The sequence below is a fragment of the uncultured Roseobacter sp. genome, from assembly GCF_947491795.1.
Classification (GTDB): Bacteria; Pseudomonadota; Alphaproteobacteria; order Rhodobacterales; family Rhodobacteraceae; genus Roseobacter.
The window spans coordinates 300,044-324,600 of record NZ_CANLKW010000003.1; the positions used below are offsets into that span (position 1 = coordinate 300,044).

General features: G+C 61.8%; 26 protein-coding genes. 10 read left to right on the plus strand and 16 right to left on the minus strand.

Annotation, left to right across the window (positions count from 1 at the left end):
- Positions 1-27: 27 nt before the first annotated feature.
- The 3 genes from Q1A34_RS13335 to Q1A34_RS13345 form a co-directional block, all read right to left on the minus strand.
- Positions 28-396, minus strand: a complete 369-nt coding sequence (locus Q1A34_RS13335) for a RidA family protein (RefSeq protein WP_300034840.1) — start codon at positions 394-396, stop codon at positions 28-30.
- Between the two features lie 199 nt (positions 397-595).
- Positions 596-1,861, minus strand: coding sequence for an ATP-dependent Clp protease ATP-binding subunit ClpX (gene clpX / locus Q1A34_RS13340; protein WP_300034843.1), 1,266 nt, complete (start codon positions 1,859-1,861; stop codon positions 596-598).
- A 141-nt stretch (positions 1,862-2,002) separates the two neighbouring features.
- Positions 2,003-2,629, minus strand: coding sequence for an ATP-dependent Clp protease proteolytic subunit (locus tag Q1A34_RS13345; protein ID WP_300034846.1), 627 nt, complete (start codon positions 2,627-2,629; stop codon positions 2,003-2,005).
- A gap of 151 nt (positions 2,630-2,780) precedes the next feature.
- Between Q1A34_RS13345 and Q1A34_RS13350 the strand changes: the two genes are divergently transcribed.
- From Q1A34_RS13350 to Q1A34_RS13365, 4 genes are all read left to right on the plus strand, one after another.
- Positions 2,781-3,995 (plus strand): FAD-binding domain-containing protein, encoded by a 1,215-nt coding sequence (locus tag Q1A34_RS13350; protein WP_300034848.1) that lies wholly within the window; start codon positions 2,781-2,783, stop codon positions 3,993-3,995.
- A 156-nt stretch (positions 3,996-4,151) separates the two neighbouring features.
- Entirely contained in the window at positions 4,152-6,176 is a 2,025-nt protein-coding gene (locus tag Q1A34_RS13355) for a PhoX family phosphatase (RefSeq protein WP_300034851.1), read from the plus strand.
- A 167-nt stretch (positions 6,177-6,343) separates the two neighbouring features.
- Positions 6,344-6,832, plus strand: a complete 489-nt coding sequence (locus Q1A34_RS13360) for a GNAT family N-acetyltransferase (protein WP_300034854.1) — start codon at positions 6,344-6,346, stop codon at positions 6,830-6,832.
- Positions 6,833-6,877: 45 nt separating this feature from the next.
- The gene (locus tag Q1A34_RS13365; RefSeq protein WP_300034857.1) at positions 6,878-7,387 is read left to right on the plus strand and encodes a DinB family protein; all 510 of its coding nucleotides are present in this window, start codon (positions 6,878-6,880) and stop codon (positions 7,385-7,387) included.
- A gap of 85 nt (positions 7,388-7,472) precedes the next feature.
- Here Q1A34_RS13365 and Q1A34_RS13370 read toward each other — a convergent pair whose 3' ends face one another.
- Complete coding sequence (locus Q1A34_RS13370; RefSeq protein WP_300034859.1) at positions 7,473-8,639, minus strand: zinc ABC transporter substrate-binding protein; 1,167 nt, start codon at positions 8,637-8,639, stop codon at positions 7,473-7,475.
- Between the two features lie 79 nt (positions 8,640-8,718).
- On the opposite strand from Q1A34_RS13370, the gene Q1A34_RS13375 reads away from it, so the two are divergent.
- The 3 genes from Q1A34_RS13375 to Q1A34_RS13385 are packed head-to-tail and all read left to right on the plus strand — an operon-like array spanning position 8,719 to position 10,759.
- The gene (locus Q1A34_RS13375; protein WP_300034861.1) at positions 8,719-9,201 is read left to right on the plus strand and encodes a Fur family transcriptional regulator; all 483 of its coding nucleotides are present in this window, start codon (positions 8,719-8,721) and stop codon (positions 9,199-9,201) included.
- Entirely contained in the window at positions 9,198-9,971 is a 774-nt protein-coding gene (locus Q1A34_RS13380; protein WP_300034863.1) for a metal ABC transporter ATP-binding protein, read from the plus strand. Before Q1A34_RS13375 ends, Q1A34_RS13380 begins: the two co-directional genes overlap by 4 nt.
- On the plus strand, positions 9,971-10,759 hold the full coding sequence (locus Q1A34_RS13385) for a metal ABC transporter permease (RefSeq protein WP_300034866.1): 789 nt from the start codon (positions 9,971-9,973) through the stop codon (positions 10,757-10,759). Before Q1A34_RS13380 ends, Q1A34_RS13385 begins: the two co-directional genes overlap by 1 nt.
- A gap of 15 nt (positions 10,760-10,774) precedes the next feature.
- On the opposite strand, the gene Q1A34_RS13390 is transcribed toward Q1A34_RS13385, so the two are convergent.
- The 12 genes from Q1A34_RS13390 to Q1A34_RS13445 all read right to left on the minus strand — a co-directional run bounded on the left by Q1A34_RS13390 (position 10,775) and on the right by Q1A34_RS13445 (position 21,601).
- Positions 10,775-11,176, minus strand: coding sequence for a RidA family protein (locus Q1A34_RS13390; protein ID WP_300034869.1), 402 nt, complete (start codon positions 11,174-11,176; stop codon positions 10,775-10,777).
- Between the two features lie 31 nt (positions 11,177-11,207).
- Positions 11,208-11,897 (minus strand): ABC transporter ATP-binding protein, encoded by a 690-nt coding sequence (locus Q1A34_RS13395; protein ID WP_300034871.1) that lies wholly within the window; start codon positions 11,895-11,897, stop codon positions 11,208-11,210.
- On the minus strand, positions 11,894-12,649 hold the full coding sequence (locus Q1A34_RS13400) for an ABC transporter ATP-binding protein (protein WP_300034874.1): 756 nt from the start codon (positions 12,647-12,649) through the stop codon (positions 11,894-11,896). The genes Q1A34_RS13395 and Q1A34_RS13400 overlap by 4 nt, the downstream gene beginning before the upstream one ends.
- A complete protein-coding gene (locus tag Q1A34_RS13405) occupies positions 12,642-13,625 on the minus strand; it encodes a branched-chain amino acid ABC transporter permease (protein WP_300034877.1) in 984 nt (327 codons plus the stop codon). Before Q1A34_RS13405 ends, Q1A34_RS13400 begins: the two co-directional genes overlap by 8 nt.
- Position 13,626: 1 nt before the next feature.
- Positions 13,627-14,544: a branched-chain amino acid ABC transporter permease gene (locus Q1A34_RS13410; RefSeq protein WP_300034880.1), complete on the minus strand. Its 918-nt coding sequence runs from the start codon at positions 14,542-14,544 to the stop codon at positions 13,627-13,629.
- A gap of 92 nt (positions 14,545-14,636) precedes the next feature.
- Positions 14,637-15,785 carry an ABC transporter substrate-binding protein gene (locus Q1A34_RS13415; RefSeq protein WP_300034883.1) on the minus strand — a complete coding sequence of 383 codons (1,149 nt, stop codon included), beginning with the start codon at positions 15,783-15,785 and terminating at the stop codon, positions 14,637-14,639.
- Between the two features lie 71 nt (positions 15,786-15,856).
- Entirely contained in the window at positions 15,857-17,023 is a 1,167-nt protein-coding gene (gene kynU / locus Q1A34_RS13420) for a kynureninase (protein WP_300036666.1), read from the minus strand.
- Positions 17,024-17,047: 24 nt separating this feature from the next.
- A complete protein-coding gene (locus Q1A34_RS13425) occupies positions 17,048-17,869 on the minus strand; it encodes a tryptophan 2,3-dioxygenase family protein (protein WP_300034886.1) in 822 nt (273 codons plus the stop codon).
- The gene (locus Q1A34_RS13430; RefSeq protein WP_300034889.1) at positions 17,866-19,485 is read right to left on the minus strand and encodes an AMP-binding protein; all 1,620 of its coding nucleotides are present in this window, start codon (positions 19,483-19,485) and stop codon (positions 17,866-17,868) included. The genes Q1A34_RS13425 and Q1A34_RS13430 overlap by 4 nt, the downstream gene beginning before the upstream one ends.
- Complete coding sequence (locus tag Q1A34_RS13435) at positions 19,482-19,622, minus strand: hypothetical protein (protein ID WP_300034892.1); 141 nt, start codon at positions 19,620-19,622, stop codon at positions 19,482-19,484. Before Q1A34_RS13435 ends, Q1A34_RS13430 begins: the two co-directional genes overlap by 4 nt.
- Positions 19,623-19,747: 125 nt before the next feature.
- Entirely contained in the window at positions 19,748-20,806 is a 1,059-nt protein-coding gene (ugpC, locus tag Q1A34_RS13440) for a sn-glycerol-3-phosphate ABC transporter ATP-binding protein UgpC (RefSeq protein WP_300034895.1), read from the minus strand.
- 3 nt (positions 20,807-20,809) lie between these two features.
- The gene (locus Q1A34_RS13445; RefSeq protein WP_300034898.1) at positions 20,810-21,601 is read right to left on the minus strand and encodes an IclR family transcriptional regulator; all 792 of its coding nucleotides are present in this window, start codon (positions 21,599-21,601) and stop codon (positions 20,810-20,812) included.
- Positions 21,602-21,817: 216 nt separating this feature from the next.
- Between Q1A34_RS13445 and Q1A34_RS13450 the strand changes: the two genes are divergently transcribed.
- The 3 genes from Q1A34_RS13450 to Q1A34_RS13460 all read left to right on the plus strand — a co-directional run bounded on the left by Q1A34_RS13450 (position 21,818) and on the right by Q1A34_RS13460 (position 24,557).
- A complete protein-coding gene (locus Q1A34_RS13450; RefSeq protein WP_300034901.1) occupies positions 21,818-23,074 on the plus strand; it encodes an ABC transporter substrate-binding protein in 1,257 nt (418 codons plus the stop codon).
- A 144-nt stretch (positions 23,075-23,218) separates the two neighbouring features.
- On the plus strand, positions 23,219-24,145 hold the full coding sequence (locus tag Q1A34_RS13455) for a carbohydrate ABC transporter permease (RefSeq protein WP_300034904.1): 927 nt from the start codon (positions 23,219-23,221) through the stop codon (positions 24,143-24,145).
- 64 nt (positions 24,146-24,209) lie between these two features.
- Entirely contained in the window at positions 24,210-24,557 is a 348-nt protein-coding gene (locus tag Q1A34_RS13460) for an MmcQ/YjbR family DNA-binding protein (RefSeq protein WP_300034907.1), read from the plus strand.

Genomic DNA, 24,557 nt, shown 5'->3' on the forward strand with positions numbered 1-24,557 from the left:
GGGCAGACCTGCGGCTTTCTGCCCGGATCAGCCCGCGCCGGGCAACAGAGCAGTCACCTCGATCTCGATACGGAATTTCGGATCAATCAGACCGCATTCGATCATCGTTGCTGCGGGGGGCTCGGCACCGAAGGCTTCGCGCAAAACAGGCCAGCAGGGTTCAAACTCGGCACGGTCGGGCAGCATATAGGTGACGCGGACCACATCGCCGAAACCACACCCCGCTTCGGCCAGTGCTTTGCTGATGGTGTCCAGGGCCGCGCGGCACTGCTCTGCCACTGTGTCGCCCTCGCCCACGGTGCCCGCCACATGCACCCAGCCGCCCGCGATCACCACGCGGCAATAGCCGATTTTACTCTCGAATGCGCCGCCGGAATGGATACGTGTGATGCTCATGTTGCCCTCGCTTTTGTCTGTCTGTGCGAGCCGTCGGTGGCACGTCGGTAAAGCGTCGGTTTCACGTCGGTATTACGTCGGTGCGCGGCGCGCGCATGATTTGCCCCTTTTTAACGTCTCCGGGCGGTGCCGGAAACGCAAAAAGGCAGGTCCGGGACCTGCCTTTTGCAATAATCTGGTGGATCGTCCGGGGGCCGGTTCAGCCTGCGCTGGCCGGTTCCTTTTCCGCGTCTGCGTGGATCATCAGCGGTGCCGCGTCAGAGTTCACAGCCTCTTCGTTCACGACGACCTCGGTCACTGAATCCAGTCCGGGCAGCTCAAACATGGTGTCGAGCAGAATATCCTCGAGGATAGACCGCAGGCCCCGTGCACCCGTCTTGCGCTCGATGGCGCGTTTGGCAATGGCCGACAGCGCGTCATCGGTAAAGCTCAGCTGGGTGTCCTCCAGCTCAAAAAGACGCTGGTACTGTTTGACCAGAGCATTTTTCGGCTGTGTCAGGATGGTCACGAGCGCGTCCTCGTCCAGATCCTCGAGCGTTGCCAGAACCGGCAGACGGCCGACGAATTCCGGGATCAGACCAAACTTCAGCAGATCCTCGGGCTCGAGATCTGTAAAGATCTCTCCCACGCCCCGTTCGTCATTGTCCCGCACATCGGCACCAAAGCCCATGGCCGAGCCCTTGCCGCGCGCGGCGATGATCTTGTCCAGACCGGCAAAGGCGCCACCACAGATGAACAGGATGTTCGTGGTGTCCACCTGCAGGAATTCCTGCTGGGGGTGCTTGCGCCCGCCCTGCGGCGGCACGCTTGCCACGGTGCCTTCCATCAGTTTCAGCAGCGCCTGCTGCACACCCTCGCCCGAGACGTCGCGGGTGATCGAGGGGTTTTCGGATTTGCGCGTGATCTTGTCGACCTCGTCGATATAGACGATGCCGCGCTGCGCCCGCTCGACGTTGTATTCAGAGGCCTGCAGCAGTTTGAGGATGATGTTCTCGACATCCTCGCCCACATAGCCGGCTTCGGTGAGCGTGGTGGCATCGGCCATCGTGAAGGGCACATCAAGGATGCGCGCCAGCGTCTGGGCCAGCAGCGTCTTGCCGCAGCCGGTGGGGCCGATCAGCAGGATGTTGGATTTCGCAAGTTCGATATCGCCGCCCTTCTGGGCGTGGTTGAGGCGTTTGTAGTGGTTGTGCACGGCAACCGAGAGCACGCGTTTGGCCATGGCCTGGCCGATCACGTAGTCGTCGAGCACCTCGCAGATGTCTTTGGGTGTGGGCACACCGTCTGTGGACTTGAGCCCGGAAGCTTTGGTCTCTTCGCGGATGATATCCATGCACAACTCGACACATTCGTCGCAGATGAACACTGTGGGTCCGGCGATCAGCTTGCGCACCTCGTGCTGGCTCTTGCCGCAGAAGCTGCAGTAAAGCGTATTCTTGCTGTCGCCGCTTGAATTCGTTGCCATGACAACCCTTTCAGGTCTTACGTGTTATCAGTTGCCCCCGTCCGGAAACGGAAACTCCTCACCCTTTATGCCAGCTTAAGCCAGCACCGGCAGGTCCACAATCGCTAATTGGTAAACTCACTGTGCGCCTGCCGGACCTTATCAGCTGTCGTCATCCTCTTTGGAACGGCTCTCGACGATCTCGTCAATCAGGCCGAATTCCTTTGCTTCCTCGGGGGACATAAAGTTGTCACGCTCCAGCGCGGCCTCGACTTTTTTCAGGGTCTGGCCGGTGTGGCGGACATAAATTTCGTTGAGCCGGTCCTTGAGTTTCTGGGTTTCGGCGGCGTGAATCATGATGTCTGTTGCCTGGCCCTGGTAGCCGCCGGAGGGCTGGTGCACCATCACCCGGCTGTTGGGCAGCGAGAACCGCATGTCTTTTTCACCGGCGGTCAGCAGCAGCGAGCCCATGGAGGCGGCCTGGCCGATCACCAGTGTCGAAACCTTGGGTTTGATGTACTGCATGGTGTCATAGATCGACAGTCCGGAGGTCACGACACCGCCCGGGCTGTTGATATACATGGATATTTCCTTGGAGGGGTTCTCGGCCTCCAGGTGCAGCAGCTGGGCCACGATGAGCGATGACATGCCGTCATGCACCGGGCCGTTGAGAAAAATAATCCGCTCCTTGAGCAGGCGCGAGAAGATGTCATAGGCCCGTTCGCCCCGGCTGGTCTGCTCCACCACCATAGGGACAAGGTTCATATATGTTTCAACTGGATCGTTCATGAGGGGTGCCTGTCTGCTGTTATCCTCCGAGACCATACCCGCAGGACCATTTACGAAACCTTAGTATCGCCACAGGGGGGCTGCAAGGGGGCGGCGGGGAAGTTTTCCCGCCCGCGTTGAACAGGCCGGCGCGCGCGCCAGGTAGCGCGGTATGACAGTCTCTGATCTCTTTATCCCCGACCGGACCGCAGCGCTGGAACGCCTGCAGCAATTTCTGCCCCATGCCGGGCGCGACTATGCCGCGCGGCGCAATTATGACACCGGGCCCGGCGCACCGGCGGGTGTCTCCATGCTGTCGCCCTGGCTTCGCTGTCGTCTGATCACCGAAGAAGAAGTGGTGCGCGCGGTGCTGGGCCGGCACAGCCACGCGGCGGCGGAAAAGTTCGTGCAGGAGGTGTTCTGGCGCACCTACTGGAAAGGCTGGCTGGAGCTGCGGCCCGGTGTCTGGAACCAGTACCAGGCCGCAGTGGGCGCACACTGGGACGCGGTGCAGACCCAGGCCGGGCTGCGCGCCCGCTGGGAGGCGGCCTGCCGGGGCGAAACCGGCATCAGTTGTTTTGATTTCTGGGCCAGGGAACTGGCAGAGACGGGCTGGCTGCACAACCACGCGCGCATGTGGTTTGCGTCCATCTGGATCTTTACGCTGGAGCTGCCCTGGGAGCTGGGCGCGGATTTCTTTCTGCGCCATCTGCTGGACGGCGATCCCGCGTCCAACACGCTGGGCTGGCGCTGGGTGGCGGGGATACAGACGCCGGGCAAGACCTATCTGGCGCGCACATCAAACATTTCCAAATACACCGAAGGGCGGTTTCACCCCAAATGGCAGCTGGCGGGCGTGGCACGGGCCATCGAGGCCCCTGCCCCGCCGGCGGCGGGCCTGTTGCCCGCGCCCGCCGCCCCGCGGCCCGGTCTGCGCACCGGTTTCGTGCTGCATGAGGACGATCTGAGCCCCGGTTTCATGCTGGACGGACCCGACAGCATCAGGCCGCAGGCTGCAGCACTGCTGATACCGCAGACCCGGCTGGGCCCGCTGCAGAGCGCGCCCCATGTGGCGGCGTTCCGGCGTGCCGCGCTGCGCGACGCGGCCGCGCGCTGGCAGGACCGGATGGGCGGTCCGCCGGCAGAGGCAGAGAGCACCGAGGCCCTGCTGGACTGGGCGGCGCGCGAGAACCTGGAGCAGATCATCGCGCCATACGCCCCGGTGGGACCGGTGGCCGGAACGCTGGCCGGGATAAGCGCGCAGAAAGACGCCCCGGCACTGGTTCAGATCATGCGCCCCACGGACAGGGCGGCCTGGCCGCTGGCCACGCGCGGGTTCTTTCCCTTTAGCAAACACATCCCCGCCCTGATTGAGCAGATGATCTGAAATTCTTGCATTGCGCGAAGTTTCCCGATTAAGCTGGCCGGTGCCGGACTGTCACAGCGCCGTCACAAGAAGCGGTCAGAAAGACACCGGACCTGCGCTGCGCAGGGGCGCGCAAGGATGCGCGACAACCAACTATTTCCAGCAAGGGAGCCAGAAATGGATCGCAAGAGTATTATCAACGACCCCGAACACGGCAACAAGGCGGAAGCCTTTGAGGCCTTTGACGACATTCCGACAAACCCCAATCTGGGCCGCACCATCGGGGATGTGATCAACGCCCGCTATGGCCGCCGCGACGTGATGAAGGGCATCCTGGGCGTCAGCGCCACAACCGCTCTGTTCGGGACCTCTGCGATGATCGCGCCAAAGCAGGCCTCTGCCGCCGCGGGTGGCCGATACAACTTTGAGGAACTGACCTGGGGCAATGACGAAGAGCACCATATCGCGGAAGGCTACAACGCCGACATCCTGCTGCGCTGGGGCGATCCGATCACCGCAGATGCACCCGAATTCGACGTGATGAACCAGACCGCCGAGGCACAGCTGAAGCAGTTCGGGTATAACAACGACTATGTGGGTTTTACCGCCCTGAATGACGAAGGCACGCGCGGCCTGCTCTGTGTAAACCACGAATACACCAACGAGGAAGTGATGTTCCCCGGCCTTGGCCGTCAGGACCGGGCCGACTTTGAAGGGATGACCAGAGAGCTGGTCGACATCGAGATGGCCGCCCACGGGGGCAGCGTCGTCGAGATCGCACAGGGAGACGATGGCAAATGGGCGCTGGTGCGTGACAGCCAGTACAACCGCCGCATCACTCCGCACAGCACGGAAATGACCATCAGTGGCCCCGCCGCCGGTCATGCCCGCATGAAAACCAACGCCGACCCCGAAGGCATGACCGTTATCGGCACGGTGAACAACTGCGCGGGCGGCATGACGCCCTGGGGCACCTACCTGATGGCCGAAGAGAACTTCCACGGCTATTTCTGGACCGACAAGGTGGACGCAGAGGGCAAGCCGGACATCTCGGAACAGCCGGAAGCGGCGAGCATGAAGCGCTATGGCGTGCCGGGCCGCTGGTATGCCTGGGGTCAGTACCACGACCGCTGGAACATCGACAAAGAGCCCAATGAGCCCAACCGCTGGGGCTGGATCGTCGAGGTGGACCCGCGCAACCCTGATGCCGCACCGATCAAACACACAGCGCTGGGACGGTTCCGCCACGAGGGCGCGGAGACGACCATTTCGTCGAGCGGCAGGCTGGTAGTCTATTCGGGCGACGACAACCGTTTTGACTATCAGTACAAATATGTCTCCAACGGCACGGTGACGGATGACGCGGGCTTTGGCAGTTCGCTGCTCTCGGACGGCACGCTTTATGTAGCGCGCTTTGACGCCGACGGCACGGTCGAATGGATGCCGCTGGTGCATGGTGAGGGCCCGCTGACAGCGGAGAACGGGTTTGACAGCCAGGCGGATGTGATGATCGACACGCGCGTCGCCGCGGATCTGCTGGGGGCAACCCCGATGGACCGCCCCGAAGACGCGCAGCCCGGCCCCGATGGCACGGCCTATCTGATGCTGACCAACAACACCCGGCGCAAACCCGATCAGGTCAACGCGGCCAACCCACGGGCTGAAAGCTCCTTTGGTCATATCATCGAGATCAAAGAGGACGGTGGAGATCATGCATCGCCTAAAGGCACATGGTCGATCCTGGTGAAATGCGGCGATCCGGCAATTGCCGAAGTGGGCGCCCAGTGGAACCCGGAAACCTCGGAAAACGGCTGGTTCGGCTCGCCCGACAATGCCGCCATCGACGCCGAGGGCCGGCTGTGGATTTCGACCGACCAGGGCTCCGGCTGGGGCAAGACGGGCAAGTCCGACGGGCTTTATGCGCTGGAGACCAGCGGCGAGCTGCGCGGCACCTCGAAGCTCTTCTTCCGCTGCCCTGTGGGCGGCGAGCTTTGTGGTCCGTACTTCCACGACAGCGGCGAGACGCTGTTCCTGGCCGTACAGCACCCGGGCACAGATGGCACCAAGGATTTCAAAGGGTTCGAGCGCAATTCGACCTTTGAGGACCCGGCAACCCGCTGGCCCGACTTTGACCCGGCGATGCCGCCCCGGCCGTCGGTTGTTGTGGTCACGAAACAGGGCGGCGGCAAAATCGCCGTCTGACCGGAGGGTCGTGAGAAATGCGAAACCCCGCTTCAGTGATGAGGCGGGGTTTTTTGGTGGTGAGGCTGTGAGGGGGCGGTTTGAGGCCGAAATTACTGATGCTATGCAACGCACCTGGGTCCGCTTTTGCGATGACGTCATGCCGCCAAAGTTGCTAGTTTGATCGCATGACCAGCAAATCCACCTACACATTTCAGCGAGCGTCCTTGGATGATCTTGCCTTACTGGCAACATGGCAGTCGGCTCCACATGTGCGCAAATGGTGGGATTCTGACGAGCCATATGATTCCGGATATCTGGCAGATCCTCGGGTGGCACGTTGGATAGTCTCATTCGCTGACCATGCTTTCGCGTTCATGCAAGACTACACAGTGCACGGGTGGGACGACCATCATTTCGCTCATCTGCCCCAAGGATCGCGCGGTATTGATCAATTCATCGGAGATCCAGCCATGGTGGGCTGCGGGCACGGATCGGCATTCATCAAACAGCGCATGGACCAACTATTCGAAGGTGGCGCACCGGTCATCGCAACCGATCCACACCCGGAAAACAAAAGAGCGATTGCGGTTTATGGGAAGGTGGGTTTCAAACCCTTGGGACCAACCCGGGAAACCAGATGGGGTTTGATCCTTCCGATGGCTGCAAAGAGGTAGCTGAACCTGGGTTCCCTTTTGATGTGTGCCAAGGAGTAAACTACTATGATTGATACGACCTATGCGCGGACAATGGCGCGGTATGACAGATGGCAGAACCGGTCACTCATCGCGGCGGCAGAAAAGATGACGGACGAAGACCGGTGGAAGAACCGGGGCGCATTCTTTGGGTCAATTGCTGAAACACTCAACCACGTGCTTTGGGACCATCGGGTCTGGCTTGCCCGTCAGCGGGGCGACAGTGCTGCCGTTCATGAGATTGGCGTACGCCATCCTTATACCGATGCCCCGCGCGACTGGTCTGACTACAAGCGCCAGCGAGAGGCGTTGGACAAGGAAATCAGGTTATGGTGCGATAGCCTGACCGATGCCAACATAAGACGAGAAGTCAGATGGATGAGGGGTGACACGCCTGCAGAAACAAATTTCGGTTACAGTCTCGTCCATATGTTCAATCACGCTACACACCATCGCGGGCAGGTTCATGCGATGCTCACGGGTGCGGGTATTGATCCGGGTTCTACAGACTTGCCAATGCTACCGGACGATGTCTGAACAAGAACAGGCGGATTTTCAGATACCGGGGCAAAGCCGCCATCGGTGCATCCGCAGCGAAAGTCGGAAATTTCCCGCAACCCGGTCACGCCCCCCCGAGACATTCCGTCAGCGCGTCGGCGATCTGCTGGAGCAGTGCGCCATAAAAGCCGGGACCGGGGATCAGACCGGCGCCGACCGGATCGGCGGTCACAATCCGCAACCCGTCTTCGGAGGCGACCGCGTCGATGAGCCCCTCGCCGGAGGAGGGATCGTTGAGCGCGCAGGCGGCCCCGGCGCGGCCCACGGCGGCGCGCACTTCTGACAGTCTGCCCGCGCTGGCGGCACCGGCGTCGGCCAGGGTGATGGCAGCCACCGCAGAGACGTCAAAGCGCGCCTCGAAATAGTGATAGGCGTCGTGAAAGACCACAAAGGGCTGGTCGTGCAGCGGCGCCATCTGCGCGCGGATCACCGCCTGTTGCGCGGCGACGGAGGCTGCGGCCGTTTCGGCATTGCGCTGGTAGAGATCGGCATTTTCCGGGTCAATTTCGGCCAGGACGTCTGCGATCATGGCCAGCCAGACCTGCGCGTTTTCGGGATCGAGCCAGAGGTGCGGGTCGGCGCCGTCATGGTCGTGACCGTCATGGCCCGCGTGATCCTTGTCATCCGCATGGCCCGTGTGGTCGTCATGGCCCTTTTCCGCGGCGTGTTCATCATGCGCGTCGTGATGGCGCTCTTCGCCTGCGTGTTCGTCGTGGTCGTCGTGATGGCCCTCTTCGCCTGCGTGGTCGTCGTGGTCGTCGTGATGCCCCTCTTCACCTGCGTGGTCGTCGTGGTCATCGTGCCCGTCATGGCCGTGCTCATCATCATGGCCGTGATCCTCCGCCTTGTCGTGAACCGCGTGATCATGGCCGGAAAAATCAGCGCCCTCGCGGAACGCAAGCAGCGTGACACCGTCGGTTTCCGTCAGCGTCACATGGCGCGCTGACGCGGCCAGCGTTTCCACCGGCCCCGCAAGCCAGGGGGTCAGAGACGGCCCGATCCAGAAGACCACATCCGCGCGCGACAGGGCGCGTGCCTCGGACGGGCGCATGGCATAGGCATGGGGCGAGGCGCCGGGCGGGATGAGCAGGTCGGGTTCGCCCGCGCCCTGCATCACCTGCGACACAAGGCTGTGCACCGGCCCGATGTCGGTTGCCACACGGGGCGCTTCCGCGCGGGCCGCAGCGGCCAGAAGAACGAAACAGGCGAAAAGACCGGACAGCTGACGCATAGTACCCCCTTGAAGATCAGACGATGACCGGGTATCAGGCATGTTATAACATATCAACCCCGAAAGAACCGGAGACGGCATGTCCCCCAGAGGTTTCAGCTGCCACGACCACGCAACCTGCATGTCCGACATGCTGGAACGTGCCGAAACGCGGTGTCGCGACAAGGGTCTGAACCTGACGCCGGTGCGCCGCCGGACGCTGGAAATCCTGCTCGATGAGCACCGCGCGCTGGGGGCCTATGATCTGCTGGCGCAGCTGGCCGCCGAAGGCCTGGGCTCGCAGCCGCCTGTGGCCTACCGTGCGCTGGATTTTCTGGTGAATGCGGGGCTGGCGCATAAGATCGAAGCACTGAACGCCTATGTGGCGTGCACCCATTCCGGTGCCGACCACGCGCCCGCCTTTCTGATCTGCCGGGGCTGCAGGGCGGTGGCCGAGGCCAGCACCGCGCCCGCATCAGGACGGCTGGGCGATGCGGCAAGGGCCGCCGGTTTTCAGATCGAGCGCACAGTAGTCGAAGCCCAGGGCCTCTGCCCCGACTGCCAGCAGGACCCGGCGGCATGAGCGCGCTGCTGGAGACACGGGGGCTGAGCCTGGGCTATGGCGGTCAGCTGGTGATGCGCGATGTGAACCTGTCGGTGATGCGCGGCGAGATCGTGACGATCGTCGGGCCCAACGGGTCGGGCAAATCCAGCCTGATCCGCGCCTGCATCGGGGCGCTGAAACCCGCAAAGGGGCAGATCACCCGCATGAGCGGTCTGAAAATCGGCTATGTGCCCCAGACACTTGCCATTGATTCCACCCTGCCGCTGACCGTAGCGCGGTTTCTGGGACTGCCCCGGCGGATCTCTGCCCGGCGTGCCGAAGCCGTGCTGGCGGAGGCAGGCGTGCCGGGGCTGGGCAACCGGCAGATGCGCGATCTGTCCGGCGGGCAGTTTCAGCGGGTGCTGCTGGCGCGCGCGCTGCTGGACGCGCCCGACCTGCTGGTGCTGGATGAGCCGACCCAGGGCCTGGACCAGCCCGGATCAGCCGCCTTTTACCAGCAGATTGAAAACGTCCGCCAGCAGACCGGTTGTGCGGTGCTGATGGTCAGCCATGATCTGCATGTGGTGATGGCCGCCTCTGACCGGGTGCTTTGTGTGAACGGGCATATCTGTTGCGAGGGCACGCCCGAGATTGTCGCCAGTGCGCCGGAATACCGCGCGCTCTTTGGGACGGGCACCCGCGGCGCGCTGGCGCTTTACCGGCATGAGCACAGCCACAGCCACGGACCGGCCTGCGAGGATGATCATGGCCACGACCACGGTCATCACGGAAATGAGGCGGCAGAGTAATGCTGGATGATTTCATGGTGCGGGCCGCCCTGGCGGGCCTGGGTGTTGCGCTGGCCGCTGCCCCGCTGGGCTGTTTCGTGGTCTGGCGGCGCATGGCCTATTTCGGCGATGCCACCAGCCATGCGGCGATCCTGGGCGTGGCGCTGGCGCTGGCGCTGGATGTACCGGTCTTTGGCGGCGTGCTGGTGATTGCGCTGGCCATGGCGCTGGCGCTGACCGTGCTGACCGGGCGCGGCGTGGGCAGCGATGCGCTGCTGGGTGTCTTTGCCCATGCAGCCCTGGCGCTGGGACTGGTGGCGGTTTCGTTTGTGCCGACGGTGCGCGTGGACCTGATGGGCTATCTGGTGGGCGATATTCTGGCCGTATCGTCCGGTGATCTGGTTGTGATCTGGACGGGTGCTGTGCTGGCCTCTGCGCTGATTGCCTGGCGGTGGTCGGCGCTGCTGTCGGCCACGCTCAGCCCTGATCTGGCACAGGCCGCCGGGCTGAACCCGCGGCGCGAACATCTGGTGCTGACACTGGCGCTGGCGGTAACGGTGGCCGTCGCCATCAAAGTGGTCGGCGCACTGCTGATTGCCGCCCTGCTGATCATTCCGGCGGCAGCGGCCCGCCCGCTGGCACGCACGCCCGAAGCGATGGCCGTGGCGGCGATGGCCATTGGTGCAGGCTCGGCTCTGGGCGGGCTGATGCTGTCCTTTGCGCTGGACACACCCACCGGCCCGACGATTGTGAGCCTGGCCGCGGCGGTTTTCTGTGTCACCCAGGTGATGCAGACCGTGCACGGCTGACCCTGCCCAACGGGCTCAGTTCTGTGGGATTTCGGCGGTGGCCTCGATCTCGACCCGGGCCTCGTCTTCGATCAGGCCGGCCACGACAACCATTGTCATCGCCGGGAAATGGCGGCCCATCACCTCGCGGTAGGCCGCGCCGACCTCGGCCTGGGCTGCGAGATATTCTTTTTTGTCCGTCACATACCAGGTCAGACGGGTGATATCGCCGGGTGCGCCGCCCGCGGCTTCGACCACCGCGCGGATGTTGCTGAGGGCCTGGCGCATCTGGCCGATAAAATCATGCACCTCAAAAACCTGCTGTGCGGTCCAGCCGATCTGCCCGCCCACATAAAGGGTGCCACTGTCGCTGAGGACACCGTTGGCATAGCCTTTGGCGGGCTTCCAGCCGTCGGGGTGTATGATTTTATGGGCCATTGCGGGCTCCCTTTATTGCGGTTTCGGGCGCTCAGACACCCAGATACTGATCGGCGATTTCAGGCGTGATCCCGGACATCGGGCCCGCCCAGACGGTGGTGCCCCGTTCCAGAATAACCGCGCTGTCGGCGACCTGACGCAGTTCGGACAGGGATTTGTCCACCAGCAGGATCGCCATTCCGGTTTCCGATTTCAGCCGCCGGATTGCGGCCTGAATTTCCTGGCGCACCACGGGGGCCAGGCCCTCTGTCGCCTCGTCCAGAATGAGCAGGCGCGGGTTGGTCATGAGCGCGCGCCCGATGGCCAGCATCTGCTGTTCGCCCCCCGAGAGCGACACCGCCATCTGGCCCGCGCGTTCGCCAAGGCGCGGGAACAGCTCTGCCACACGGTCAAGATCCCAGTCACCCGCCCGGGCAGCGGCAATCAGGTTTTCGCGCACCGTCAGATTGGGAAAACAGCGCCGCCCCTCGGGCACCAGCCCCAGGCCCAGACGGGCCGCCCTGTGCGGCGGCAGTGCGGCGATATCGCGCCCGTCAAAAGAAACCGAACCGCCGGAGTGTTTCAGCAGGCGGCAGATCACCCTGATGGTCGAGGATTTGCCCATGCCGTTGCGCCCCATCAGCGCACAGACCGCCCCGGGCTCCAGCGTCAGATCAACCCCGAACAGCGCCTGTGCCGGGCCGTAGGAGGCTGTGATGCCTTTGAGTTCCAGCAGGCTCATACCCCGGCCTCCTCGCCCAGATAGGCCTCGCGCACCTCTTTGTTGGCGCGGATTTCCGCAGCCGTACCGGTCGCGATGATCCGGCCATACACCAGCACCGAAATCCGGTCCGCCAGGGCAAAGACCGCGTCCATGTCATGCTCGACCAGCAGGATCGGCGCTTCGCGGCGCAGATCATCCAGAAAGGCGGTGAGCGTCTGTGAGCCATCGGTGCCCAGCCCCGCCATCGGCTCGTCCATCAGAAAAGCACGCGGGCGCAGGGTCAGGGCCACGGCAACCTCCAGCAGGCGGCGCTGGCCGTGGCTGAGTTCGGCGGTGCGCTGTGTGACGAGCGTTTCAAGGCCGACGCGTTCTAATGCCTGTTCGGCCCGCAGACGCAGCGCACTGTCCCCCATCACGGGCCGGAAGAACCGCCAGACCGAGCCCGCCTGCCCCAGCGCGCCCAGCATGGCGTTCTGCAAGACGGTGTATTCCATCGCCAGCGCAGAGATCTGAAAGGTGCGGCCCAGACCGGCGCGCGCGCGGGCCACGGTGCTGAGTGCGGTCACATCCTGGCCGTCAAAAACGACGCGGCCTGCATCCGGGGCCAGCCCGCCCGCGATCTGTTTGATCAGCGTGGATTTCCCGGCACCGTTTGGCCCGATCAGTGCGTGGATTTCACCAGGGCGCAGATCGAGCGAGACATCATCCGTGGCCCGGAGTGCGCCAAAGGACTTTTGCAGGTTCTCGGTGCGCAGCAGCGGTTCAGTCATGTGCGACCTCCCGTCCGGCGAGCGCCCCGATCAGCCCGCCGCGGGCAAAGAGCACGACCAGCAGCAACAGCAGACCCAGGTACACGTGCCAGAAATCACTGAGCCCGCCCAGCACATGTTCGAGCAGAATAAAAAGCGCGGCCCCTGCAACCGGCCCGTAGAGCCGTCCGACCCCGCCCAGAATGATGAAAATCATGATCTCGCCCGACATCTGCCAGCTGAGCATCGTGGGGCTGACAAAACGGTTTAGGTCCGCAAACAGCGCGCCCGCCAGTGCTGTCACCGCGCCCGAGATCACAAAGGCAACCAGACGGAGGCGATAGGGCGACAGACCCACTGTCTCGACCCGCTCGGCGTTTTGGCGCGCGGCCTGAAGGGCGAGACCAAAGGGCGAGGCCGCCAGCCGTCCTGCTCCCCAGAGCGCCAGTGCCAGAAGCACAAAGGCGATCGCAAAAAACTGGATGGGATCGAGCGTGTTCAGCCCCGGGAACCCGTTGCGCACCCAGATCGACAGCCCGTCTTCGCCGCCGTAAGCGGGCCAGCTGATGGCGAAATAATAGAGCATCTGCCCGAAGGCGAGCGTGATCATGATGAAATAGACACCTGTGGTGCGCAGCGACAGCGCGCCGATGGCGAGAGCCGCCAGAGCCCCCGCGATCACGGCGACGAGCCAGATCACCGGCATGGATTTGGTGCCCTCGATCAGAAAGGGGGCCTGCATCAGCGGAGTAAAGCTCTGCGCATGAGAGGCCAGAATGCCCATAGCGTAGCCGCCGATCCCGAAAAACGCCGCATGGCCGAGACTGACCAGCCCGCCCAGACCCAGCGCGATGTTGAGGCCCACGCCCGCCAGCGCCAGAATGGCAACTTTGGTGGCCAGCGTGATGATAAAGGGCTCGTCCAGCATCAGGGCCGCACCGGCGGTCAGGGGCAGCATGGCAAAGAGCGCCAGATTGATCAGACCCGCACGCGACATATCAGCGGCTCCCGTAAAGGCCGGTGGGGCGGAAAATCAGCACCCCGGCCATCAGAATGTAGATCGACATCGACGCGAGCGAGGAGCCGAGCGCTGTTGCGGCGGATGCCTCCATAAAGGTGGCGAAAAACCCAGGGAGCAGTACCCCGCCCAGCGTATCCGTCAGACCAACCAGCAGCGCGCCCACCAGCGCGCCTTTGATCGAGCCGATACCGCCGATCACGATCACCACAAAGGCAAGGATCAGAACCGGCTCTCCCATACCGACCTGCACCGACTGGATCGCACCGACCAGCGCACCGGCCAGGCCCGCGAGCGCCGCCCCCAGCGCAAAGACGATGGTGTAGAGTTTCGAGATGTCGACACCCAGCGCCGCGATCATCTCGCGGTCGCTTTCACCGGCGCGGATGCGGATGCCGATGCGCGTGCGCGCGATGAGCTGAAAGAGGCCGATAGCGACCAGCAGACCGACGCCGATAATCACCAGACGGTAGAGCGGATACTGGATGCCACCGGGCAGCATCACCGGGCCTGCCAGCGCATCGGGGATGTCTAAAAACAACGGAAATGACCCGAAAAGCCAGCGGGTTCCTTCCGAAAATATCAAAATTAATGCAAAAGTGGCTAAAACCTGATCCAGATGGTCCCTGTCGTAAAGACGACGGATCACCGTGAGTTCGACCACGGCCCCTGCGGCCGCAGCGGCCACCAGACTGGCAATCAGCGCCAGCACGAAAGACCCTGTCGCCCCCGCCACCGCCGCTGCCGCAAAGGCGCCGACCATATAGAGCGACCCATGCGCCAGATTGATCAGCCCCATGACCCCGAAAATCAGCGTCAGGCCCGCGGCCATCAGGAACAGCATCACGCCGGACTGCAGACCGTTGAGCACCTGTTCAATAAGCAGAATGACAGACATCGGATATGGGGTCTCCGGCCCGCTGGCGCGGGTTTTTCAGAACGATGGGTGGAAAGGGCCGTCCGCGACCGGAGCCGCGGACGGTGGTCGCATCAGTAGCTGCAGTCAGCGGCGTAGGCGTCGCCGTGATCGGTCAGGCTGGCACCGATGATCTTGTTGGTGAAAACGTCACCCTCTTTGATCACCTCGCGCACGTAGAAATCCTGGACCGGGTGCTGGTTTGAGCCAAAGGCGAAATCTCCGCGCACCGAGTCAAATTCGGCAGCGGCAAGGGCTGCGCGGAATGCATCAGCGTCGCTGACGTCGGCTTTGGCCATCGCGCTCAGCAGCAGGTTTGCGGTGTCATAGCCCTGGCTGGCATAGAGCGACGGCAGGCGTCCGTATTCCGCCTGAAAGGCCTCGACAAAGGCCTTGTTGGCCGCGTTGTCGATGTCCTTGTTCCACTGGCTGGTGTTTTTCACACCCAGTGCCGCCTCGCCCACGGCCTGGAGAATGCCCTGGTCAAAGCTGAAGGCGGGGCCGACAACCGGCAGGTCCACGCCCGAGCCTGCATATTGTTTGAGGAACGAAATCCCCATACCGCCGGGCAGAAAGAAAAACACAGAGTCAGCACCCGAGGCACGGATCTGCGCAATCTCGGCGGCATAGTCGGTCTGACCCAGTTTGGTGTAGATCTCACCGGCCAGCGCGCCGCCATACATGCGTTTGTACCCGGTCAGCGCGTCCTGCCCCGCGGGATAGTTGGGCGCCAGAATAAAGGTGTTTTTGTAGCCTGCGTCATTGGCATAAGCGCCGGCTGCCTCGTGCAGATTGTCATTCTGCCAGGCCACGTTGAAATAGAGCGGATGACAGCCTTTGCCCGCCAGTGCCGACGGGCCCGCATTGGGCGAGAGGTAGAATTTGCCCTGCGCCGTGGCCGCCGGGACCACCGCCATCGCCAGGTTCGACCAGATAATACCGGTCATAACGTCGACCTTTTCGGACTGGATCATCTTGTCGGCCAGTTGCACGGCAATCTCCGGTTTGCGCTGGTCATCCTCGATCACGACCTCGAGGTTGTCATTGCCGGCCATCTTTGCGGCCAGCATAAAACCATCGCGAACATCAATGCCCAGGCCTGCGCCGCCACCGGACAGCGTCGTGATCATGCCAACCTTGACCTTGCCTGCATGACCATCGGCCAGGGCGAGGCTGCCTGCTGCGGCCAGACCTGCCGCCAGCATAAGTGATTTGAATTTCATCCCGTTATCTCCCTTTTCCGGGGCCGTTCCGGCCCGTTATTGAAGGTGCCTGTGCACCTTTGTGTTGCGCATCAGGTAACCCTGTTGCGTGTTTTGAATTTCGGGTCATCCCAGAGGCGATCATGCATAACACGCGCGATCCGTTCCACCGCAATTTCAACATCTGCCGCATCAAGATAAAGCGGTGTAAAGCCAAAGCGCATGATGTCCGGCGCGCGGAAATCACCGATAACATCCATGTGGATCAGCGCCTGCATCGCGGCATAGCCCTGCTCAAAGCGGAAAGAAACCTGGCTGCCGCGCCGCGCCGGATTGCGCGGGCTGACCAGTTCAAGCTGCGGGACAGCCCTCTCAACACCGGCAATAAACTGTTCCTGCAGGGCGATGGAGGCGTTGCGCACGTCCTGCATGTCCACCCCTTCCCAGGCCTTCATTGCAAACTCCAGAGCAGCCATTTGCAAAACCGGCGGCGTGCCCACCCGCATCCGCTCAATTCCGGCACCGGGCTGGTAATTCAATTTGAATTCAAAGGGTTGCTCATGCCCCAGCCAGCCACTGAGGGCCGGATCAATTGTGTCTGCCAGATCGGGACGCACATAGATAAAGGCCGGCGCACCAGGCCCGCCGTTGAGATATTTGTAGGTGCAGCCCACGGCCATTTCGGCCCCGCCAGCGGTCAGATCGACCGGGATCGCACCGGCAGAATGCGCCAGGTCCCAGATCATCACCGCACCCTTGTCGTGCGCGGCGCGGGTAACGGCACCCATGTCGTGCATGCGGCCCGTGCGGTAATCCACTTCGGTCAGCATGACGGCTGCAACATCCATATCGATGGCTGCCGTCACATCGCCGGGGGCCACGGTGCGCAGCTCATACCCCTGGTCAAGCGTCCGGATCAGCCCCTCCACCATGTAGAGATCTGTGGGGAAATTGCCTGTGTCCGACAGAATAACCTTGCGGCCCGGACGCATCTTTAACGCGGCGGCCACCGCCTGATAGACTTTGATTGAGAGCGTATCGCCCATCACAACAGACCCCGGTGCGGCACCGATCAGACGCCCCACGGTATCGCCCACGCGTGTCGGTTGCTCCATCCAGCCAGCGGCATTCCAGCCTTTGATCAGCAGATTGCCCCATTCATCCTGCAAGACCGACCCAAGCGCCTCTGGTACAGACTTTGGCAAAGGCCCAAGGGAATTGCCGTCCAGATAGATCACGCCATCCGGGATATGAAACATGTTTTTTCTTGTAACGTCAGCCACCTACAGGGCTCCTCTCACGTTCCATAACTCCGGGAACAATTCCACTTCGAGCATCCGGCGCAGATATCCGACGCCGGAGGTGCCACCTGTACCGCGCTTAAACCCAATCACCCGTTCCACCGTCGTGACATGATTAAAGCGCCAGCGTCGGAAGTAGTCCTCCAGGTCCACAAGCTTTTCCGCAAGTTCATATATTTCCCAATGGGTTGCGGGGTCTTCATAAACCTGTTTCCACTGGTTTTGAACAGCGTCATCCGCCGTACGCGGTGCGGTCCCCGGGGCACCTGATAGGTCGTCCTCGCCAAGCCTGTCGGACAGAAGGGAGAGTGCCACCTGATAAAGGCTGGGACGTGCAATCTCTGCTTCGAGGGCTGCCAGGGCGGGCGGATTGTGCCGGTGCAACTCCATCAGTCTGAGGTTGCGGTTGCCCAGCAGAAACTCTATCAGCCGGTACTGATGGGATTGAAAACCAGAGGATTTGCCCAGCGATGGCCTGAAAGCCGTATATTCGCTGGGGGTCATCGTCCGCAACACGTCCCAGGCGTTGTTCAGCTGTTCAAAGATCCGGGCGACACGCGACAACATCTTGAAAGCAGGACGTAATTCTCCGTTCTCAAGCGAGGTTCGGGCGGCCTGCAACTCATGTATCGCCAGACGCATCCACAGCTCAGAGGTCTGGTGCTGCACAATGAAGAGCATCTCGTCATGTGCCTCTGACATCGGATGCTGGGCGTCCAGAACAGACCCCAGACGCAAGTAGTCGCCGTAGGACATATCCTGCGAGAAATCCATCCGGGCGCCTGCGGCGGGATCCTCACTCATGATCCAGTCCGCAGAGCAAAACGCTGGATCTTTCCAGTCGCCGTTTTTGGCAGCGTGTCGGTGAAGCGCACATCACGTGGGTATTTATAGGGTGCAATTTTTGCTTTAACATGATCCTGCAACTTACTGATCATAGTTTTATTTCCGATCTCACCCTCGTTCAGAACAACATGCGCCTGCACGATGCTGCCCCGGCTCTCATCCGGGTGAGCGACCACGGCGCATTCGCGCACGGCCGGGTGGGAAAGCAAAGCGGCCTCCACTTCAGGACCCGCGATGTTGTAGCCTGCAGAGACGATCATGTCGTCATTACGCGCGGCGAAGTACAGATAGCCATCGGCGTCCATGCTGAAGCTGTCTCCGGTGATATTCCAGCCATCGGTGACATAGGCCGACTGGCGGTCGTCCGCCAGATAGCGGCAACCTGTCGGCCCGCGCACGGCCAGCCTGCCGACCGTGCCCGGCGGCACGTCATGCCCGTCTGCATCCAGTATCCGTGCCTCATATCCCGTGACCGGCCTGCCGGTACAGGCCGCGCGGTGATCGTCGAACCTGTTGGACACAAAGATGTGCAGCATTTCGGTGGCACCGATCCCGTCGAGCATGGGCTTGCCGGTCTTTTCCTGCCAGTCGGCGTAGACCGGAGCGGGCAGCGTTTCCCCCGCCGAGACGGCGGCCCGCAGGCTGGACAGATCCGCGCCCTCTTCCATCGCCGCCAGCATCGCACGATAGGCGGTGGGTGCCGTAAAACAGACCGTAGCGCGGTATTTTTCGATGATTTCAATCATGTTGGGCGGCGACGCCGTTTCCAGCAGGGTCGCAGCAGCACCAAACCGCAGTGGGAAGATTGCCAGGCCACCCAGCCCGAAGGTAAAAGCCAGCGGCGGAGAGCCCACAAAGATGTCCTCTGGCACAACGCCCAGCACGTCGCGCGCGTAGCCGTCCGCGATGATCAGCAGATCGCGGTGGAAATGCATTGTCGCCTTGGGCGATCCGGTGGTCCCGCTGGTGAACCCCAGCAGGGCCACGTCGTCCTGCGCTGTGTCCGCCGCCGTGAACTGCACCGGTTTTTCCAGAGCCAGCCTGTCCAGTTCGGCATCGTGGTTCGAGGTGCCGTCAAATCCGACAACAGAGGTGAGCCAGTCGCTGGTTTTCGCACAGGCTGTCAGCTCGTCCATCAGGCGGGTGTCACAGAGGGCGTGGCTGACCTCGGCCTTGTCCACAATTGCGCTGAGCTCGCCCGCGCGCAGCATCGGCATGGTGTTGACCACCACAGCACCCGCCTTGGTCGCGGCCAGCCAGCAGGCGACCATCGCCGGGTTATTGGCGGAACGGATCAGGACCCGGTTGCCGGGACGCACCCCCAGATCATCGACCAGCGCGTGGGCCAGCCTGTTCGTCCAGTCTGCCAGTTCCTTATACGTCCGGCGACGCCCGTTCCCGATCAGCGCGGTGTGATCGCCAAAGCCCCGGTCGACCATCGCATCGGTCAGTTCAACTGCGGCATTCAGGCGGTCGGGGTAATCGTAGCCGTCGAGCAGGAGATCGGGCCACAGACTGTCGGGCGGCAGATTGTCCCGCGCAAAACTGTCCTCGTGACCGGAGCGCCGCATCACAGCGGCGCCGTGCTGGTGGCGGCCTGCCCGCGCGGGACACCAGCGGTCTGCGTCTTTCTGGCCAGCGGCACTGTATCGTCAGAGAAGACACGGCGCGGCCAGCACACTGTGGCCGTTCCGGACAAAGAGTTCAGCATGGCTCACCCCTCTGTGTTGCGCACGGCAGAGCCGCACCTGGTGCCCCAGACGTTAGGATGAGTCGCAAAATGCTTCAAGGGAAAATATTTTAGACCTAAAGTATTTTCCCTCAGTGCTGAAAGGATCAGCGAATACGCGCTTCGGTCTGCGCGTCAAAGACCATAGCGCGGCGTGCCTCAAAGGTTACATCAACGGTATCGCCTTCGTTTGCGCGCTCGTCACCACGCTCCTCGACGATGATGCGCTCACCTGTCGGTGTATCGAGGTGCAGATAGGAGACCCCGCCCAGCGCCTCGGAAAGCTCCGCCTTGAGCGCGCCCTGCCCGATCTGAACTTCCAGATGCTCGGGACGCACGCCCAGTGTCACAGGCGTTCCGGGTGCGGGCAGATTTGCCTCGACAGCCACGGTGCGGCCAAGGCCCGGCACTTCGACACCGCCCTCGGCGACTGTGCCCCTGAGGAAGTTCATCGCGGGCGAGCCGATAAAACCGGCCACGAATTTGTTGTCCGGGTTGCGATAAAGCTCCAGCGGCGCGCCAACCTGTTCGATTTTGCCCAGGCGCAGCACGACAATCTTGTCTGCCAGGGTCATCGCCTCGACCTGGTCGTGTGTCACGTAGATCATCGTGGCACCGATTTCCTTGTGCAGGCGGGCGATCTCTACCCGCATTTCCACCCGCAGTTCGGCGTCAAGGTTCGACAGCGGCTCGTCAAAGAGGAACACTTCGGGGCCGCGCACAATGGCCCGGCCAATGGCGACCCGCTGACGCTGACCACCCGACAGAGCCGCCGGTTTCCGGTCCAGATAGACATCCAGCTTCAGCACGTCAGAGGCGGCTTTGACCTTGGCGTCGATCTCGGCTTTGGGCACGCCGTTCATCTTCAGGCCGAAGCCCATGTTTTCCTTGACCGTCATGTGCGGATAGAGCGCGTAGGTCTGGAACACCATGGCCACGCCGCGCTCGGAGGGATCCATATGGGTCACCTCGCGCGCGCCGATGTGCATCTGGCCCTCGGTGGTTTCCTCCAGGCCCGCAATCATGCGCAGCAACGTGGATTTACCGCAGCCCGACGGGCCGACAAAGACGCAGAATTCTCCGTCCTCAATCTCCAGATCAATCCCGTGGATAACCTGAACATCACCATAGCGTTTAATGGCTTTCTGAAGCGTGACACCTGTCATGGTTTACGTCCCTGTGTTTTGCAAAAATGAATCGGGGAACCGCCAGGCCTGTGCATCAAGTGCAATGGACCGGGCAGCAGCGGCAAGCCGTGGCGCGAGCGCGCCCAGCTGGTTGAGTGAGGTTGTCCGGGTGGAGCCGGTCACGGACAGCGCGCCCAGCACGCGGCCCTGATCGGTCAGAATGGGCTGTGCGACACAGATGATGCCGGGCTCGTGTTCTTCGTCGTCAAAGGCGTGGCCACGTGTGCGGATCCGCGCGAGTTCCGCACAGAGCATCTCCCGGCTGATCAGGGTTTTGTCTGTGAAGCGGTGAAACGACTGCTGTTCCAGCGCACGCTCCAGCTCCGCTTCGGGCAGAAAGGCAAGCATCGCTTTGCCAACGCCGGTGCAGTAGGCCGGGCCGACCTTGCCTGCGTCCGAAAACATCTCGACGGGCTGTGCGGCGTTGCGCTTGTCGACATAGAGCACCTGCGCATGATCCATCTGTGCCAGGTGCACGGTCTGGCCCACTTCGGCGCTCAGCTGGTCCAGCATCGGGCGGGCAATCGGTGCGAGGCTGCTCTGGGTCCAGGCCGCATGGGCCAGGCGGACGAGACGCACACCCAGCGCATAGGTCTGCGTGTGAGAATCGTATTCCAGCATCCCCTGAGAGGTCAGCGTCTGCAGAAACCGGTAGAGCGTTGCCTTGGGAAAGCGGCTTTCCGCCAGCAGCACGGCAAAGCGGACGGGCCGGCCATATGCGGCCACCTGATCCAGTACATCCAGTGCTTTACCGACGGTGCCGTCCCCCGACATGTCAGCTGCCTCCCTCTGTTTTGCCCCGACTGCGGCACCCGGTGCCGCGCCTCCCCCGGGGCGTTGTCTTCTGTGTCAAAAGCAAGAAGACTGTTGACAGTTTAGACAGAGTGCGCTGTAGTTTTCAATATATAAAACTTGGTTTCAAATAATGGAACAACATTAGGCGAAAACCAGGGGGGACCAAAACCGCAAACGTACCTTAGGGAGGACACCATGCGTTTCACCACCAAATCAATGCTTATGGCATTGGCCGGCTCCACGATGCTTGCCGGTGCTGCGTCAGCTGAGCTGACAGGCGAGTTGAAGATTTTCCTCGACACGTCGAACCCGGCGCCCCGCGCCACCATGGAAAAGATGATTGCAGACTTTGGTGCAGAGCACCCGGGCCTGGAGATCTCGACCACTGTGATCGACCGCGAAGCCTATAAAACACAGATCCGGAACTTCCTGACAGCAGACAGCCCGGACGTTGCCACATGGTATGCGGCCAACCGGATGACACCCTATGTGTCAGCGGGTCTTTTTGAGGACGTATCTGATCTGTGGGCAGAGCCTGAAATTGCCGAGAACCTGGCCTCCACCAAGGGTGCGATGACCATCGACGGCAAGCAGTGGGGCGTGCCTTACACGTACTACCAGTGGGGCATCTATTACCGCAAAGACATCTACGAAGAGCTGGGCCTGAACGAGCCGGCCAACTTTGATGAGATGAAGTCCAACTGCCAGGCGATTATTGATTCGGGCCGCAAGTGCTACACCATCGGCACCAAGTTCCTGTGGACGGCCGGCGGCTGGTTTGACTATCTCAACATGCGGACACACGGGTTTGACTTCCACATGGAGCTCGCACAGGGCAATGTGAAATGGACAGATGACCGCGTGAAAGAGACTTTTGCCAACTGGCGTCAGCTCATCGACATGGGTGCTTTTGTCGACAACCACCAGAACTACTCGTGGCAGGAATCGCTGCCCTTCATCGTAAACGGTGAAGCTGCGGCTATCCTCAAGGGTAACTTTGCCGTGGCGCCGCTGCGCGAAGCGGGTCTGGATGACAGCAAGCTGGACTTCTATCAGTTCCCGGCGATCAACCCGAATGTTGAACTGGCCGAAGATGCGCCAACAGATACGTTCCACATCCCCGCCAACGCTTCCAACAAGGAAGCCGCGCGCGAGTTCCTGCGGTTTGTTGTGTCTGCCAACGTACAGACAGAGATCAACAACGGCGCGAACCTGGGCCAGCTGCCTGTGAACGCGGGTTCTGCTGTGGATGACGACAAGTTCCTGAACGAAGGCTTCACCATGCTGTCCGAGAACAGCCCCGGTGGTGTTGCACAGTTCTTTGACCGTGACTTCCCGGCTGAAATGGCCGCTGAAGCCATGCAGGGTCTGCAGGAATTCATGGTCTTCCCGGATAACTTGGACGACATCCTGGCCCGCCTCGAAAAGGTACAGGACCGGGTTTACAAGTAACCTGACCAGTGGCCGGGCGCGACACAGAGCGCCCGGCCTTCCCCACTCCTGCGACACGTTCGCCAGCACGGTTTTCACGTGCTGCCGTGCGCGCCGCGCCACCCCCGGTGAACCCTGCGCGCTGACCAGCGAGGAGATGCGTCGATGACAGCAACCGATCCCACAATTGCATCCGCGAAATCAGAGCGGGGCTGGTACAAGCGAAATGAAATCGCCGTCACGCCGTGGCTCTTTCTCGCACCTGCCATTCTGTTTTTTGCCTTTTACGTGATATGGCCGATCTATCAGTCGATCGCGATTTCTTTTTATGACTGGGACGGGCTGGGAGAGGCGCAATATGTTGGCATGGCCAATTATGTTGAGCTGATGGACGACAGCGCTTTTGAGGTCTCGCTCTGGAACAACTTCAAGTGGCTGCTGTTTTATCTGCTGGCCATTCCGGGTGGTCTGTTTATTGCGCTGTTTCTGAACCAGACGGTCACGGGCATCCGCATCTACAAGTCGCTGTTTTTCTTTCCCTTTGTGCTGTCCCAGGTGGTTGTGGGTCTGGTGTTCTCGTGGTTCTACCTGCCTAACGAAGGGCTGCTGAACGGTGTGCTGGGCCTTGTGGGTCTGGGCCCGGTCAATGTGCTGGGTGATCCGACGATGGCCACCTATGGCATCATTGCCGCCGGTCTCTGGCCGCAGACGGCCTATTGCATGATCCTCTATCTCACCGGTCTGAACGCGGTGGACCCTGAGCAGATCGAGGCCGGACGGCTGGACAATGCCAAGGGCTGGAAGATGCTGTGGTACATCATCATTCCGCAGCTGAAGCCTGCGACATTCATTGCCTTTGTGGTGACGATCATCGGTGCTTTGCGCAGCTTTGACCTGATCTCGATCATGACCAATGGCGGCCCCTTTGGTCAGACCCGGGTGCTGTCGTTCTACATGTTCGAAAAAGCGCTTTCGGAATACGGGTTCCGCATGGGGTACGGGGCTGCCATCGCCGTGGTGCTTTTCCTGATCATGCTGGTCTTTATCGCCTACTTCCTGTGGTCCATGTGGTCCGAGGAGAAAGGCCGATGAGCGTGTTTCACCCTCAGGACGCCTCCGGCGGGAGTATTTACCGAAGGGTGAAGGGGGTGCGCTCATGACGCGGCCCGACTTTGATGCGCTCTGCGCTGTGCACCCGGGTGCGGTGCTCTCCGGTCCTGGTGAGTTGGATGCCTGGAAAGTAGGCGGCAAGATGTTTGCCTGTTTCGGTCACGCCGAAAAACGCGCTGTGAACACGGAAACCGTTGCTGTGAAATGCCCTGACGCTGATACGGCCGCGATGCTGATCGACGCTGGGGCCGCCAGCAAGGCACCCTATTTCCACCGCTCATGGGTGCAGCTTGATCTGCCCGCGCTCGTCGCAGACGAGGCCCGCCACCGCATTGCCATCAGCTATGACACGATCCGTCGTGGTCTGCCAAAATCCGTCCGGGAGGCGCTTTGA